Origin of the sequence: Klebsiella sp. PCX, from assembly GCF_021869705.1 — a bacterium.
In the GTDB taxonomy this organism is placed as follows: Bacteria; Pseudomonadota; Gammaproteobacteria; order Enterobacterales; family Enterobacteriaceae; genus Klebsiella; species Klebsiella quasipneumoniae.
The window spans coordinates 2,510,790-2,525,927 of record NZ_CP091527.1; the positions used below are offsets into that span (position 1 = coordinate 2,510,790).

The following is a 15,138-nucleotide window of genomic DNA, read 5'->3' on the forward strand; positions in this document are numbered from 1 at the left end:
GTAGGCCCGGTAAGGCGCAGCCGCCACCGGGCAGACCACGTTGCTCCGGCTGCCATCCCTTCTGCTTTATCCCTACGTAAGGATAATCATTGACCTATCCCCACCAGGGGATAAACTTGACATTATCCCTTGCAGGGTATAAAACCAGTTTTATCCCGATAGGGGGATAAATGATGGTGAGGAACAAGGCGATGAATTCCCCGCAGATATACAGTCCGGTTCAGCTGGCCAATTACCTGAAACTGCTGCGCCAGCAAAATCACTGGACTCAGGAGGCGCTGGCCAGCCGGATCGGCATTAAACAGGCGACGCTGTCCAATTTTGAAAATCACCCCGACAAAACCACCTTAACCACCCTGTTTAAGATCCTCCAGTCGCTGGGGGTGGTGATGACCCTGAACGCCAAACCGGCAGAGACGGCGATGATTCCCGATAACACCACGGATCTTGACTGGTAATGGCGACGCTCACCACCTGGATGAACAATGCGCGCGTGGGAACCTTAACCCGCCAGGCCAACGGGGCGCACAGTTTCCGCTATGATGAGGAGTGGCTGCGCAGCCCGCGCGCCAGACCGCTCTCCCTCTCGCTGCCGCTGCAGTATGGCAATATTACCGCCGACGCGGTGTATCACTATTTTGATAACCTGCTGCCCGACAGCCCGCAGGTCCGCGAGCGGATCGTCAGGCGCTATCAGGCGCGTTCGAAACAGCCGTTCGATCTGCTGGCCGAGGTCGGGCGGGACAGCGTAGGGGCGGTGACTCTGCTGCCGCCGGGGGAAGAGGCGCATCTTGCCGCGTTGCGCTGGCAGACGCTGGATGAGGCGCAGCTGACCGCTTTGCTGACCGCCTACCAGTCGGATATTCCTCTCGGGATGGTGACCGGCCAGGACGATTTTCGGATCTCGGTGGCCGGCGCTCAGGAGAAAACCGCGCTGCTGCGAATGGGCGAGCACTGGTGTATTCCGCAGGGCACCACCCCGACCACCCATATCATTAAACTGCCCATCGGCGAGATAAAGCAGCCCAATGCGACGCTGGATCTGCGTGAAAGCGTGGATAACGAATATCTGTGCCTGGCGCTGGCCAGGGCGTTGGGCTTGGCGGTGCCGGAGGCGGAGATTATCAACACGCCGCGGATCCGTGCGCTGGCGGTGACCCGCTTCGACCGGCGCTGGGCGCAGGAGGGGCGCGTGCTGCTGCGTCTGCCGCAGGAGGATCTGTGTCAGGCATTCGGCATACCGTCGTCGATGAAATATGAGTCTGACGGCGGGCCGGGTATCGCCGCGATCATGACCTTTCTGCTGGGCTCCAGTGAGGCCCTGAAAGATCGCTATGACTTTATGAAGTTCATGGTGTTCCAGTGGCTGACCGGGGCAACGGACGGGCATGCGAAGAACTTCTCGCTCTTTTTGCTGCCCGGCGGCAGCTACCGGCTCACGCCGTTCTACGACATTATTTCGGCATTTCCGGTGCTGGGCGGGACGGGACTGCATCTGCGCGACCTGAAGCTGTCGATGGGGCTCAATGCCACAAAAGGGCGGAAAACGGAGATTAACGCTATCTATCCGCGTCATTTTCTGGCGACCGCCAAAGCGGTTAACTTCCCCCGGGAGCAGATGCTGGCGATCCTGGGCGAGTTTGCCGACCGCGTGCCGCAGGCCATCGAAAGCGCCCGCCGGACGCTGCCGTCGGACTTTTCCGCCCACGTCTGGCGGGCCATCACGGAGAACATGCTTAAACTGCACGCCCGCCTGCAGCAAGGGCTGCTGGCGGGATAGCGAAGCCGGTTGGCGGTTAGCTCTGCGGCGGCCCCCAGCGGCTGCGCAGGTAGTTAACCGCCTGGCGGGTCTGCGGCTGATTGAGGTTGTTTTCGCGGAACAGGATGGTGCCCTGGATCTGCGGCAGGGACTCATTGAGGTCGAGCTGTTTTTTCAGCTCCGGCACGCCGCCATCCACCGTCCAGTCAGGTTCATTTTTGGACGGTTCACCCACCTTGTACAAGGCCACGCCGATATACAGCCGGGTATGCGTCGGCTTGACCACCTCGGCCCACCAGTTGGCCAGCACATCGTAGCGCGCCGCATCGCGGGCAAACGGCCAGTAAATCTGCGGGGCGATGTAGTCGAGCAGCCCCTGCTGCACCCAGCTGCGGGTATCGGCATAGGATTCATCATAGGCGGCCGCGCCACGGGTATCAGACCCCGCCGGATCGTGGGAGCGGTTGCGCCACACCCCGGCCGGGCTCACGCCAAACTCGACGTTCGGATTGAGTTTTTTAATGGTCGCGGAGACCTGGGCAATAAGCTGCTGAGTGTTATGCCGCCGCCAGTCGCCCTTCGAGGCATAGCCCTGCCCGTAACGACGGAAGGTCTCGTTGTCGTTAAGCGGGGAAGAAGCGGTTTCGGTGTAGAAATAGTCATCGAACTGCACGCCGTCAATCGGGTAGTTCTGCACCACTTCAGCGACAATGCTGGTGATCCAGTCACGCGCTTCGGGAATACCCGGGTCGAGAACAAAGCGATCGCTGGCGGTGCGGATCCAGTTACGGTGCAGGACGAACACGCTGGCCGGCACCTGAGTGAGGGTGTTGTTCAGCTCGGCAATCGTCGACGGTTTGGTGTTGACCGAGACGCGGTAAGGGTTAAACCATGCGTGGACCTTCATGCCGCGCTTGTGCGCTTCATCCAGCATAAACTGCAGCGGATCGTAGCCGGGGTATTCGCCGATTTTGCCGGTCAGCATATCGGACCACGGCAGAATATCAGACCGCCAGAGCGCCGTACCGTCCGGTTTCACCTGGAAAAAGACGGTGTTGATCCCCAGGCGCTGCAGATTATCGAGTTTGGCGATCAGCGCCAGCTTCTGCTGGGTGATGCGGCTTTCCGGCGTACTGGCGATAATTGACCCGACCGGCGGCCAGTCAAGGCGCGAGACGGTGGTCAGCCAGACGCCGCGTACCGGCTCCCGGTGCGTCTGACCGGCTTTAACGGCCGCGCTCTTCGGCGGCGTGACGAGGGATTTGGGGGCCTTACTGGTGCAGCTGAACAGCATGCCGGCGGCGATGAGCGCCGCGCCTGCCAGCGCCACTTTGCTGGCTAGGGGGAATCGACGAGAATGGCTGATGATGAACTCCCGTGTAATCAGATCGTCGCGTGTAGGCGCTATTCTCTTACGATTCGCTGGCCAGAGCAATTCCTTGATAGGACTGTTGACATCAGGTGGGAGAGGTCAGTCGGGCTCCCACGCCAGAATATCGCCAGGCTGACACTCGAGCGCCTCGCAGATGCGCGACAGGGTATCAAAGCGGATGCCTTTGACTTTACCTGACTTGAGCAGCGACAGGTTCTGTTCGGTAATGCCTACAAAGGCCGCCAGCGCCCTGGACGTCATCTTTTTTTCCACCAGCAGTTTGTCCAGATTCACCACCACAGCCATCGTTAAATAAACTCCTTATTCTCTTCTTCCGCACGGATCCCGTGGAGCATGGCGTGAAATGTCACAAACAGCAAGCTTCCTGTCAGCAGCAGCACCCCGTCGCTGAGCAGAAACACCACCTGGTAATAAGGCTGCGGCCACCAGGCGAGCAGCGGGATCAGAAAGCGGCACACCGGCAACAGGATCCCCATGCCCACCATGGCCAGAGCGATGTAACGAACGCTGTGCGCCAGGGAGAGGCTGAGCACGCTGCGCTGGCGGACGCTACGGGTTACCTTCATGCCCTGCCAGATAGCAAAGGCAAACAGGGAGGCCGGAAGATACAGCAGGGCCAGCAGCAGCAGGCTCCTCACCATCCCCGGCGCCCGGGCCGGGTTGTCGGTTAACGGCACTTCAGCAAAGTGCAGCAGGGTGGAAAGAAAATATCGTTCGCCGGTAAAGAAAATCCACAGCGGCACGATCAGGGCGAGCATAAAAAAGAGGGGCAGTATGCCGCTAATAATAGCCAGACTCAGCCGGGTTCTGGATTGCTTCACAATTTACCTTCCTGATTGATGAGAATAATTAAAGCACCAGCCGCGTCAAGCATGACATAAGGGCCACGGCGAAGACAACGCTCATCGCCCGGACGCCGCGTCGACGGCTGGCAAACCACGGACGGGTCCAGACGCGGTAGAGGCTGAGGGTGATGAACGATGCCTGGATGGTCCAGGTCAGCATCCGAAACAGGTAGCCCATTTTGCCGAGATTCTGCAGGGTCTGGAAAACCTCGGCGAGATAAATAACCCCGGTCACCAGCAAAACATAATTGAGCAGGCGTATTTTTCGCTGCGCCAGCCAGTCGCCGGAAATAAACAGGATCACCGACAACAGCGTTAACAGCGCCCAGAGGATGTCAATTCCGTTCATTACGCGCCTCCTGTTCATCAGGGGTGGCAGCCAGTAAGAGCTTGATGGCAGGCCCGATCACCGGCCAGGCGGTATCGGAGAGGATCACTACCGCGGTCTGTCGCTGTCGGTCGAAGGCCATCATTGCCGCAAAGCCGCCACTCTGCCCGTCATGCCAGACGATCTCCCGTCCGCGGACGCGGGTAGTGAACCAGGCATTACCCACCCGGGAATCGGGATCATCGGTGGCGAACAGGGGGGGCATGCCTTCACTGCCCGCCAGGTTTCCTGCCAGCAGCGCCTGGGCATATTTCGCCATATCGACAATCGTGGCGCGTACGCCGCCGGCGGGGGCGAAGGCATCCATCACCCATGGCTGCTGAGGAAAACCAGAGACAGACCAGCCCGCGGCAAACGACGGCGAGGCTGGGGTATTCTGCCGGGCCACTTCCGCGCCCTGCATTCCGGCGGGGGCAAAGACCCGTTGCGCCATCAGTGTGGCAAAATCGCGATGAGACGCCCGCTCCAGCGCCAGTCCGAGCAGGGCAAACCCGGCGTTGGAATAATCAAACCATTTCGTCGGCTGCAGAGTGGCCTGGTTCATCATCGCGATCAGCGCGGGTCGATCGTAGCGCCAGGGATTCTGCCGCCGGGCAATGTCGCTCAGAATAGCCAGCCGCTGCCCAACCGACGCGGTAAGCGGTGGCAGTCCTGAACGGTGAGAAACCAGTTGCTCCAGGGTAACGTCCCGCACCGGGCTGACAATCTCCGGGACCAGCGCCGACACCGGCGTCTGCGCGGTGACTTCGCCGCGGCGAATAGCCTCCAGCAGCAGGCTGGCGGTCATGGTTTTGCTCAGGCTGGCGATCTCATACTGCGTCGTATACTCGCTCCCCCACAGGCCGTAGCGCACCCCCTGAGGCGTAATCAGCGCTGCGGCGACCTGTCCGCGGGCGCCATTGAGCAGGGGCGTTAATATCGAGACCAGCTGTTTATCCCCCGTCGTCCGGGAGCTGGGGGGATGAAAGCCGGGCTGCAGGGCGATCCCCGCCGCCACAATGACGGTAAAAACCAGCACGGCGGCAATGATCTGTCTGTCCCGGCGATAGCGGTTCCAGCGCATGTTTTCTCCTTAACGCGGTACGACATCCAGGTGAGGGAATACCGTTTCTCCCTGGTGTTAAAGTGAGCGCAGGTTAGCCTGGTGTTTATCGTTTTACAATAAATTTTTATCGTTTTATGATTAACTTTATGAGGGGTAAAGCAGACACACCCGGCGCGGTGTGGAGAACGCGGGGGGCAATAGAGGCCAGGGGATAAAGTGCGCTGACGAAGGGCGGTACTCGCCAGCGAGAAATGTCGGCTATGCCGATATACCGGGAGAAGAAAACTTAGCGGATCCGCGACTGCTCGTCGTCGCGTAGCGTCAGCACCTCAAATCCGTTGGCGGTGACGGCCACGGTGTGTTCCCACTGCGCGGATAGTTTTTTATCGCGGGTGACCACCGTCCAGCCATCCTTTTTGGTTTTGATACGACTGCCGCCCTGGTTCACCATCGGTTCAATAGTGAATACCATGCCTTCCCGCAGCACCGCGCCTTCACCGGGCCTGCCGTAGTGCAGCACCTGCGGCTCTTCATGCATTTCCTGGCCGATACCGTGACCGCAATATTCTCTGACCACGCTGTAGCCATGGTCCTCGACCCAGCGCTGAATGGCATGGCCGATGTCGCCCAGCGTCGCGCCGGGTTTCACCACCTCAATGCCTTTCCACATGGCTTCATAGGTGGTCTTTACCAGCCGGCGAGCCAGCGGGGAAACGTCGCCTATCAGGTACATCTTACTGGAGTCAGCGATCATGCCCGCTTTCTCGAGGGTGATATCGACGTTAACGATCATCCCGGAGCGCAGATGCTCGGTCGCCTTCGGGATCCCATGGCAGACCACATCGTTAATCGAGGTGTTCAACACATAGGGAAAGTCGTATTGCCCCTTGCTGGCCGGGCGGGCGTCCAGCTGGTTGACGATAAAATCTTCCACTCGATCGTTGATTTCCATCGTCGTCACGCCGGGGACGATAAAGGTATCCAGCATGTCAAACACCGATGCCAGCAGCTGGCCGGCATGGCGCTGGCGCGCGAGCTCATCGGCGGTTTTAATGATTATTGATGGCATTGATCACCTCCAGCAGACGGTCAGAGCCGGATTTCAGCATCAGCAGTTTGATCTGCTGGTGGTTAAGCTCGGGGTAGAGTTCGCTCATCATGCCCAGGCGGATCCAGTATTCCGCCTGGGCATTAACGGAGCGGGACATGGCTTTGCTGGCATCACGAATGTCATCGTGCAGCAGATCGGAGATTTTGACGATTCCCATAGAAACAGACCATATATGATTCGTAGATGTATCGTATAGAAACCAGCGCGGGATGTCCTTGGCATTTTGTGGCGTGGGTGACGAGCGTCATGCAAAAAAGCCCGACCAGCGGGCTTATTTACCGTATTTTTTCAGGTTAAAAATTCGCGCGGCTCACCATGGCGAAAATTACCCATTAGGTTATCGGTATGCGGAATGAAAATAACATGATGACGACGCATCAATATATTTTATGCAGGTGTTAATTTTGCGTATGAATATTCTCCCGTCAGGCCGGGAATCCGGGGAATTTACAGCGCGTCAGTGAGTTTATCCACCACCACTTTACCCGCATTATCGAACTGCGTAATGCGGAAGCTGTCGCTCCAGGAGCGGCGGGTGGTGAAGCGGTCAAACAGGGATACCCGGCCTTTACGCTGGCCATCTTTACTTAAAATAACCCATTCAGTTACCGAAGAATAATGCTGACTATTGTCATGACGACTCTGTTGTTCAACCAACCGATCTTCTTTTTCCACTTTTAAATAATCACGCAACATATTTAACCTCCATAGAAAGTATTATTAACATTACTCCTTTTATTTATTCTTTCAATCAAACTTTTTAATCAATAAAAGTAACTATTAGTGGGCGACCTAAGTGCGAAAATCGCCGAGGTTATCCCCCCGAAGGTGGCCTGGTCCACTACGCTTAACAGGAGTGTCCGCCGCGCGATCGGCGGTTGTCCGGGCCGGAAAGGCGACCATAAAACACCTTAACCTTGTATTCATTATGGGCGTGATTCTGTTATATCTAATGCGTTTTGCCACGACCGAGCCACAGAGAGCGCTGTACCATGAGTAACGATCACCTGACGGACATTGCCTATCGCCACTTTATTGAAAGTGTTAAAGATTATGCCATCTATATGCTGAGCGCCGACGGGACGGTCATTAGCTGGAATGAGGGCGCCCGCCGGGCAAAAGGGTACCTGAGCGATGAGATCATCGGTCGCTACTTCGGTCTCTTCTATAGCGAAGCCGAACAACTCTCCAGGGTGCCGGCGAATAATCTGCAAATTGCCCTGCGTAGCGGGCAGTTCGAAGGCGAAGGCTGGCGGTATCGTAAAGATGGCTCCCGGTTCTGGGCGCATGTCATGATCAATGCCATCCGCGATGAGCAAAATAACCTGCTGGGCTTTGCCAAAATTACCCGCGACATCAGCGAACAGAAGGCGATCAATGACCGCATCGCGTGGATGGCGCGTTACGATGCGCTGACCGGTTTACCCAATCGGGTGGAGTTCTTTGAGCGGGTGGAAAAGCTAATCACCGGGAATGACGCCCGCCGCTTTGCCGTTTTCACCATCGATTTAGATAAGTTTAAAGAGATTAACGATCTGCAGGGCCATCTTATTGGCGATCAACTGCTGCAGCGCGTGGCAGGCGCCGTACTCAAAACGCTGCAGAAGGAGGAAATGGTCGCCCGCTTCGGTGGCGATGAGTTTGTGGCCGTCAAACCTTTTGCCGATGAAAGCGAGGTGGACGCCTTTGCCGCCCGTCTCTGGCACTGCTTCAGCGGTAAGCAGACGTTTGCCGCGACGGAAGTGATCCTTTCCGCCAGCATGGGTATCTCCGTCTACCCGGAGGACGGGACGGATATTAATACGGTTCTGAGCAATTCCGATCTGGCCATGTATCGGGCAAAGAGCAGTCTCGACCACAAAATTTGCTGGTACGAACGCGAGATGGACGACAAGACGCGGCAGCGGAATATGATGGCCGCCGACATCCGCCGCGGTATTCAGGCGGGGGAGTTTTCGCTTCACTATCAGGCGATCCGCAATATTAAAGATCGTCGCATCACCGGTTATGAAGCGCTGTTGCGCTGGCAGCATCCTCAGCTGGGCGCTATTCCGCCGGACGTGTTTATTCCCATTGCCGAAGAGAGCGGCGCCATCGTGCCGTTAGGCTACTGGGTGCTGGAGCAGGTGTGTAACGAAGCGCTGGAAAAAGGTCTCAACAGAAAAATTTCGGTCAATATCTCGCCGGTGCAGCTGCGTCATCGCAGCTTTATCGAAAAAGTCCGCGAGATCCTGATGCGTACCGCTTATCCGGTCAGCCTGCTGGAGTTTGAGGTCACCGAGACGGCGTTTATCGTGAACAAGCAGCTGGCATTCAGCGTCCTGCATCATCTGCAAAAGATGGGGATCAGTATCGCACTGGATGATTTCGGCACAGGATACTCCTCCCTGAGCATGCTGCGCGATTTTCATTTCGACGTCATCAAGCTCGACCGCAGCTTTATGCTGGATGTGGAGAGCAATCCCCAGGTCCGCTCATTCGTGCGGGCCATTATTTCGCTGGGCAACTCGATCAATACGCCGCTTATCGCCGAGGGGGTGGAAACCGCAGGGCAACTGCAGATCCTCGAAGAGGAGGGATGTGACGAAATGCAGGGTTTCCTGTTCGGCAAGCCGGTCGATATTAAACACCTGCCCGATCAGCGCTGAATCGCCCACCGTCCGCTGGTGGGCGCAAGGTTATCACTGATGCGCAAGGGCTGCCTGCCCGGAAAGGTGCAGCAGCGCCGAGCGCAGTGAGACCTCGAACATCTGACCATGGGTCAGCCCAGGGTAGCGCCAGAAGGCCACCCGCAAACCGTTGTCCGCCAGCTGCTGTTGGGTCTGACGCAAAACCGCCAGGGAGGCCACGTGCCCGGACGGCTCGCCAGGGGCTTTGCCATCCCCCTCCAGCAGATACAGCGATTTCCCGGCGAAAGCGGCGGCATCGATGTTTTTGCTGTCTTTAAGCGGAGACTCGAGTGCCTGGCCAAGCGACGGGCTGGCGGAATAATAGAGGTGGAACAGGGCGCTCTTACGCCACGCGTCGAGCACAAACAGTCCGCCGTAGGAGTGGCCCCAGATAGCCCGCTGGCGGGGATCGATTTTCAGGTTAGCTTCTGCTTGCGGAACCATCGTGTCGCTCAGCAGCTGGCGAAACAGGTCATTGCCCCCGGTTTTTCGCGGCGGCAGCGCGGATTTTCCGGCGCGAGGTTGATGCGTCTTCAACGGCGGAGTGTAATCCCAGGCCCGGGCGGCGGTATCGAAGGGCAGCGCCGTCTGGTAGCCAATAGCGACGATGACCGGCGGGGAACCAGCGGAGAGCTGTTGCAGGAACGCGTCGTTGAGTTTATCCATCACCGCGTTGCCGTCCAGCATATACAGCACCGGATAACCGGCGGCGGGCGGCGCTTTATCCGGCACCGCGGTCCACACCCGGTAATGGCGTTCGCCATCGGCAGAGTCGTACTGGCGCTGGGTAAAATGGTAGAAAGCTGACCCTTTATCCGCAATATTCGGCCCCAACGGCTGCAGATCCGGCCGGGCGAAACTGCCGCTGCTGTAGAAGAGCGCGGCGCCTATCGCCAGCGTCAGCAATCCGTGCGCCTGCCGCGCTGTGATGATCCCTGAATCCTGCTTCACCTCGTCTGTCCCCCTGTTTTCTGTCATCTGGCGTTTTGCCTGGGCTGACACGTTAGCATAGCTTCATTGATAATGGTTCTCATTTCTTTTCATGCGCGCTGTAGCAGGCTGCATGCCGCTAAGGCTGGTGGCGGAATCAGTCTAACAGGAGGAGAGATGGCCGCCTGTCGGCGGCCGTGAGAGAAAAGTCAGGACCGATCGTGAAGGGTGCTAAGCAGTTTTTTGACCAGCGGGGTAAGCGCCATAAACAGCAGCGCAATAATGACAATCAATAAGATAGTCAGACCTTTATGGTGATTGATAAGCACCAACAGCATCGCCAGCGTCATGGGCATGCTCCTTTAATAACGGTATTCAGCGCCGCTGAGGTGAATGAAATTCAGCAGAATGGTCATCACCACCCAGGCCAGCAGCAGAAAGCGTCGTCTGTCGCGTCGCGCTTCCAGGGCGGCGAAATAATTAGCGCTATACCAAGTCGATATAATAATAGCCAGCGTGATGATGACCTGCCAGACCGCCTGACGATAGCCTGTCACGATGCTTATCCCGCGAAAGCAGAGGACGATCGCGATACCATTAAGCGCGTTACACATCAGCCATCCCCACAGGCTTGCGGGCCGGCTAAATAAATATCCAAATCGTAAAACCAATGTCGTATACACCTTTCCAAAATAATCGCGCTGTAAAATGCATTTTAACGCTGGAGGCAGTATTGATATAAATCAAAACTAATGGGATAGCGCAGGAATCACTGGCGCGCGGCACTCACGGCCTGAACAGCAAAGCAAAGGATGCAAAGACTTTTAATGGTTAACATGCTGTTTTTATTGGTTATTTCCCCATATTGAATAAGAGCTGTCGCATAATAAATAGAGTTGATAGCCATTCGATATGCGTTAATTTCCCCGGTTATTATTGTGAGTGACGTGATAACGGAGAAAATTAGATTTTTCGTAATGCTTGCTTTCTGCGAGACCAATAAAATAAGGCGATGGCCGGGGGCAAAGCCCCGGCCGGTGGGCACTTAACGGGGTAGCGCGTTATGCTGGAGGATCTTCAGGAAGTCATTTTTGTCGGAGATTAATGACAACGCATTCGCGATCAGCTCATCGCTGAATATCGAGGCAATTTCTTTGAGCACGTCAATATGCTCTTTCTCTTTCGCAATCACGCCAATGGCAATAAACATCACGTTGCCGCGATCCCAGATAACGCCATCAGGAAACTGATAGATCTCAATCCCGGTTTTAAGAATGATATCCGTCGCTGATTTCGGCAGATGCGGCAGGGTGATGCCATTGCCCAAAAAAGTGGAAACCTGATGTTCACGCTCCAGCAGAAAGTGAACGCACTCCTGATTGACATAGCCTTTGGCTTTACACTCTGCGCCAATCATGGCGATGACTTCCGCTTTATTACTGGCCTTGCAGCCGATGTGCAGATTATCCAGCGTGATGTTATCGATCATAGCCAACCTCCCTGGTGAGACGAGTAGATTTTTTATCCTCATGATTCGCTGACAGCTCCGCTTCTAACTGCTCCAGCGATTTATTGGAGGTCTCCGGCAGGGCGAACACCACGAACAGAATCGCCAAATAGTTGATGGCCGCGAAGATAAAGAAGACCGGCCCAAGGCCCAGTTTCGCCTGCAGCAGCGGGAACAGGTAGCTGACCACCGCGTTCATGATCCACATGAAAAATACCGAGATCCCCATCGACAATCCGCGGAATTTCAGCGGGAACAGCTCGGCTAACACCACCCAGGTGATAAAGCCCATCGAACCCTGCATCACGCCGACGAACAGCGCGCCCAGCAGCCAGATAGCGGTGGCTTTGAGGTCGCCCACCAGGGTGTAGTCGACCGCGGCGATAATCAGGTGCAGCGTGGCCATAATGGCGAAGCCGTAGATAATGATCGTCTTACGCTTAAAACGATCGACGAGAAACAGCACGCCAATCAGCATACCGCCGACGGAGAAGACGCCGTTCAGCACGTTACAGATCAGCGAGGTACGCTCTGAGAAGCCGGCGGCACTCAGGATTTCCGTGCCGTAATACATAATCACGTTCACCCCGGTGGTTTGCTGCAGCGCGGCCCAGGTAATGCCCACCAGCAAAATTTTGAGGATCCATGGCGTTTTGAGGATAGTGGTGAAGGTGTTCTGGGTGCTGTACTTATTGCCGGCTTCAATTTTGATCAGGGTGGAGATGTCGTCGAATTCTTTCTGCGCGCGTTCCGCCGGGCGGATCTGTTTGAGAATATGCAGCGCTTCCTCGTGGCGGTTTTTGCTAAGCAGCCAGCGCGGACTTTCCGGCGCGCGCCACATGCCAACAAACAGGCAGATAGCGGGGATCGCCTGCACCAGCAGCATATAGCGCCAGACGTCCGGCAGATGGCCCCAGATGATGCCAATGATCGCGTTAATGGCAAACGCCGCCAGCTGGCCGATAACGATGGCGACTTCATTCAGGCCGGTCAGCTTACCGCGCATCTCGGTGGGCGCCACTTCAGAAATAAAGGTGGGGGCGGTGACCGAGGCGCCGCCGACGGCGTAGCCCAGCAGGGCGCGGGCAATCAGCAGGGTAGTGATATCGGGAGCCGCGGCGGAAAGCAGGGCGCCGATAAGAAAAACAAAGGAGAGGAAGAGCAAGTATTTGCGCCGGCCGAAGTAGTCGGCGAACTTACCGCCAAACACGCTGCCCAGCGCGGCGCCGATCAGCAGGACACTCATTACCAGCCCTTCGGTGGTCGGGGTCAGCGCCATGTACTGCTTCAGTGAGGAAAAGGCGCCGTTGATAACGCCGGTGTCGTAACCGAAAAGCAGGCCGCCGAAGGTGGCCACTAAGGTGATCTGATGAAGTCGTTTTCTCTGTTGCTGGTTCAGGTTTGTTATAAATGACATGGTAGTCCCTTTATTTTGTTGAACGACACAAGATAAAAATACATCTCCCCAGTCAGGATTTATCACGCCTGTGTTGTCGTATCTAACTGAATTAAATGATTTTCTTCTTTGTGTAATTGCTCAGCACAAGGCAGGGTACGCTAAGCAATGGCGGTCAAAGAGGTTTACGGCTTGGTGTTGGCATGGATGTCGTCGATATCCGTTCTCCTTTTCGGGTTAGCGGTCTTCAGTGCGTCGGCAGCGCCGACGTTGGCCGCAGGACAGCGCCCTGGTGTGGCACGTTGCTGTCGTTCCGGCGATTTACCGTGCTAAGAATATGGCACAAAGAAATGGAATGAGCATGCTACAAGATCACATTATGAAAATTTAATTTCAAACTGGTGTTGCAGGAAGGTAAATACATGAAGCCAATCACAATGGCATGCGGCAGTATATCCCTATGAAATGCGGGTTAAATTTGCGAGTTAGTAATAATGATGTTGTTTTCAGTGGGTTAATGTAACGCAGAGAATACAACACAGATCACATTTTTACGCCATAATATCGAAGAATAGAATTTATATTTCATTACTCTGTTCAGGGAAAATAGTGGCTGGCGATGCTGTGATGTCAGTCTGGCCTGGCGTCGCGCAGGCCATTGACGCGTTGGCGCTGAGGGAGGCTATGGAAGGAGGTATCGCGGGATGGATGCCGGCGATAACCCTGCCGAGAGGGGCTCTCACGGCAGGGTTGTGGCAAAAAATCAGTGCAGCGCGGGCCAGTAACCTTCGTTGGCGACGATCAGCTCATCGAGAATCGCTTTCGCCACCGCGGCGCTGGGTACCGTTTTTGACAGGGTGATGGCCTGCCACAGTTTCTGGTAGCTTTTCTCAATCCAGGCGTCAACGACCAGCTTCTCCACCGCCACCTGCTGCTCCATCAGTCCTTTCTGGAACGAAGGGATTTTTCCCATCGCCAGCGGTTCCGGGCCGTTGACGCCCACCAGGCAGGGGACTTCCACCATCGCCGTCTCGTCAAAGTTGGCGATCGCCCCGTTGTTTTCCACGATCAACAGCATCCGCTCCTGGGTGTTAAAGGCGATGGCGCAGGCGAGGTCGACGATGAAGGTGGCATGGGCCCCGGCATGGAAATGCGCGCCTTCCGCGGTGCCGCGACGAGTGATCTCCCGGGCCATATCGAAGACCTCTTTTTCACGTCCGGCCATCACTTCGTTAGCCCGCGTAAAGTCCGGGTCAGAGTGGGCTACCTCGTAGTCAGGATAGAGGTAGTATTTCAGATAAGTGTTAGGCAACGTCAGGGGATCGAGGGCAAACACATCCTTCACTTTTTTAAAGGTTTCGATCCAGCTCGGCGCTTTATGCTGAAAATCTTCTTTTGGGCTACTGTAACCCTGCTCCGCCACGTGACGCTTGAGCGCAGGCATCAGATCGTTACCGGCTTTATCGGTGATGCTGGTCCACCAGCCAAAATGATTGAGGCCATAGTAGCGGACGTTCAGCGCCTTACGCGACGGCAGACCGAGGATATCGGCAAACAGCCCCTCGATGGCCACCGGCATATCGCAGATGTTGATGATGCGCGCGTCGGGCCGCAGGCGACGGGTCGCTTCCGCGACGATGGCCGCCGGGTTGGAGTAGTTAAGCATCCACGCCCCAGGGGCGTACTGCTGCATATAATCGACCAGCTCCAGCACGCCGGCAATCGAGCGCATACCGTAGGCGATCCCTCCCGGTCCACAGGTTTCCTGACCCGGCACGCCATATTTCAGCGGGATTTTTTCATCCTTTTCCCGCATCTCATACAGGCCAACGCGAATATGCGCCATCACAAAATCCACGTCGGTGAAGGCCGCCTGCGGATCGGTGGTATAGCTGAATTTTACCTGCGGGAAGCGTTCCGCCACCAGAATGGCGCAGGCGTCGCCGATGGTCTTCTGACGCTCGTGATGGTTATCGTACAGACGGATCTCCCGCAGGGGAAAGCGCGCCATATTTTCCAGCAGCATCATGACAATCCCCGGCGTATAGGTACTACCGCCACCGGCAATCGTGACCACAAAGTTATCTTTCATTTA

The 15,138-nt window shown here is 56.3% G+C and carries 17 protein-coding genes; 3 read left to right on the forward strand and 14 right to left on the reverse strand.

The window, feature by feature from the left end; all coding sequences use genetic code 11:
• Positions 1-191: 191 nt before the first annotated feature.
• Entirely contained in the window at positions 192-458 is a 267-nt protein-coding gene (hipB, locus tag GQR96_RS11870; RefSeq protein WP_004205921.1) for a type II toxin-antitoxin system antitoxin HipB, read from the forward strand.
• A complete protein-coding gene (locus GQR96_RS11875) occupies positions 458-1,780 on the forward strand; it encodes a type II toxin-antitoxin system HipA family toxin (protein WP_064187239.1) in 1,323 nt (440 codons plus the stop codon). The genes hipB and GQR96_RS11875 overlap by 1 nt, the downstream gene beginning before the upstream one ends.
• A 16-nt stretch (positions 1,781-1,796) precedes the next feature.
• Here GQR96_RS11875 and GQR96_RS11880 read toward each other — a convergent pair whose 3' ends face one another.
• The 8 genes from GQR96_RS11880 to GQR96_RS11915 all read right to left on the reverse strand — a co-directional run bounded on the left by GQR96_RS11880 (position 1,797) and on the right by GQR96_RS11915 (position 7,237).
• Positions 1,797-3,089, reverse strand: a complete 1,293-nt coding sequence (locus GQR96_RS11880; RefSeq protein ID WP_023318214.1) for a glycoside hydrolase family 10-like protein — start codon at positions 3,087-3,089, stop codon at positions 1,797-1,799.
• Positions 3,090-3,230: 141 nt separating this feature from the next.
• On the reverse strand, positions 3,231-3,437 hold the full coding sequence (locus GQR96_RS11885) for a helix-turn-helix domain-containing protein (protein WP_004205917.1): 207 nt from the start codon (positions 3,435-3,437) through the stop codon (positions 3,231-3,233).
• A gap of 2 nt (positions 3,438-3,439) precedes the next feature.
• On the reverse strand, positions 3,440-3,973 hold the full coding sequence (locus GQR96_RS11890; protein WP_053810394.1) for a hypothetical protein: 534 nt from the start codon (positions 3,971-3,973) through the stop codon (positions 3,440-3,442).
• Between the two features lie 28 nt (positions 3,974-4,001).
• Positions 4,002-4,346, reverse strand: coding sequence for a hypothetical protein (locus GQR96_RS11895; protein WP_004205915.1), 345 nt, complete (start codon positions 4,344-4,346; stop codon positions 4,002-4,004).
• Entirely contained in the window at positions 4,333-5,448 is a 1,116-nt protein-coding gene (locus tag GQR96_RS11900) for a serine hydrolase domain-containing protein (RefSeq protein ID WP_065904746.1), read from the reverse strand. Before GQR96_RS11900 ends, GQR96_RS11895 begins: the two co-directional genes overlap by 14 nt.
• A 268-nt stretch (positions 5,449-5,716) precedes the next feature.
• Entirely contained in the window at positions 5,717-6,499 is a 783-nt protein-coding gene (map, locus tag GQR96_RS11905) for a type I methionyl aminopeptidase (protein ID WP_065904745.1), read from the reverse strand.
• Positions 6,480-6,698 carry a ParD-like family protein gene (locus tag GQR96_RS11910; RefSeq protein ID WP_002904808.1) on the reverse strand — a complete coding sequence of 73 codons (219 nt, stop codon included), beginning with the start codon at positions 6,696-6,698 and terminating at the stop codon, positions 6,480-6,482. The genes map and GQR96_RS11910 overlap by 20 nt, the downstream gene beginning before the upstream one ends.
• Before the next feature lie 290 nt (positions 6,699-6,988).
• The gene (locus GQR96_RS11915; RefSeq protein ID WP_004205912.1) at positions 6,989-7,237 is read right to left on the reverse strand and encodes a hypothetical protein; all 249 of its coding nucleotides are present in this window, start codon (positions 7,235-7,237) and stop codon (positions 6,989-6,991) included.
• A 296-nt stretch (positions 7,238-7,533) separates the two neighbouring features.
• On the opposite strand from GQR96_RS11915, the gene GQR96_RS11920 reads away from it, so the two are divergent.
• Positions 7,534-9,189, forward strand: coding sequence for a putative bifunctional diguanylate cyclase/phosphodiesterase (locus GQR96_RS11920; protein WP_065904744.1), 1,656 nt, complete (start codon positions 7,534-7,536; stop codon positions 9,187-9,189).
• A 33-nt stretch (positions 9,190-9,222) separates the two neighbouring features.
• Here the strand turns inward: GQR96_RS11920 and GQR96_RS11925 are convergent, their stop codons facing one another.
• The 6 genes from GQR96_RS11925 to GQR96_RS11950 form a co-directional block, all read right to left on the reverse strand.
• Positions 9,223-10,161, reverse strand: a complete 939-nt coding sequence (locus tag GQR96_RS11925) for an alpha/beta hydrolase (RefSeq protein WP_065904743.1) — start codon at positions 10,159-10,161, stop codon at positions 9,223-9,225.
• Positions 10,162-10,349: 188 nt separating this feature from the next.
• Complete coding sequence (locus GQR96_RS11930; RefSeq protein WP_004205909.1) at positions 10,350-10,490, reverse strand: hypothetical protein; 141 nt, start codon at positions 10,488-10,490, stop codon at positions 10,350-10,352.
• Positions 10,491-10,502: 12 nt separating this feature from the next.
• Complete coding sequence (locus GQR96_RS11935; RefSeq protein WP_004205908.1) at positions 10,503-10,754, reverse strand: hypothetical protein; 252 nt, start codon at positions 10,752-10,754, stop codon at positions 10,503-10,505.
• Positions 10,755-11,185: 431 nt separating this feature from the next.
• On the reverse strand, positions 11,186-11,629 hold the full coding sequence (locus GQR96_RS11940; protein WP_004205906.1) for a PTS sugar transporter subunit IIA: 444 nt from the start codon (positions 11,627-11,629) through the stop codon (positions 11,186-11,188).
• Positions 11,619-13,064, reverse strand: coding sequence for a sugar porter family MFS transporter (locus tag GQR96_RS11945; protein ID WP_065904738.1), 1,446 nt, complete (start codon positions 13,062-13,064; stop codon positions 11,619-11,621). The genes GQR96_RS11940 and GQR96_RS11945 overlap by 11 nt, the downstream gene beginning before the upstream one ends.
• A gap of 742 nt (positions 13,065-13,806) precedes the next feature.
• Positions 13,807-15,135, reverse strand: coding sequence for a 6-phospho-alpha-glucosidase (locus tag GQR96_RS11950; protein WP_004205902.1), 1,329 nt, complete (start codon positions 15,133-15,135; stop codon positions 13,807-13,809).
• Positions 15,136-15,138 lie beyond the last annotated feature (3 nt).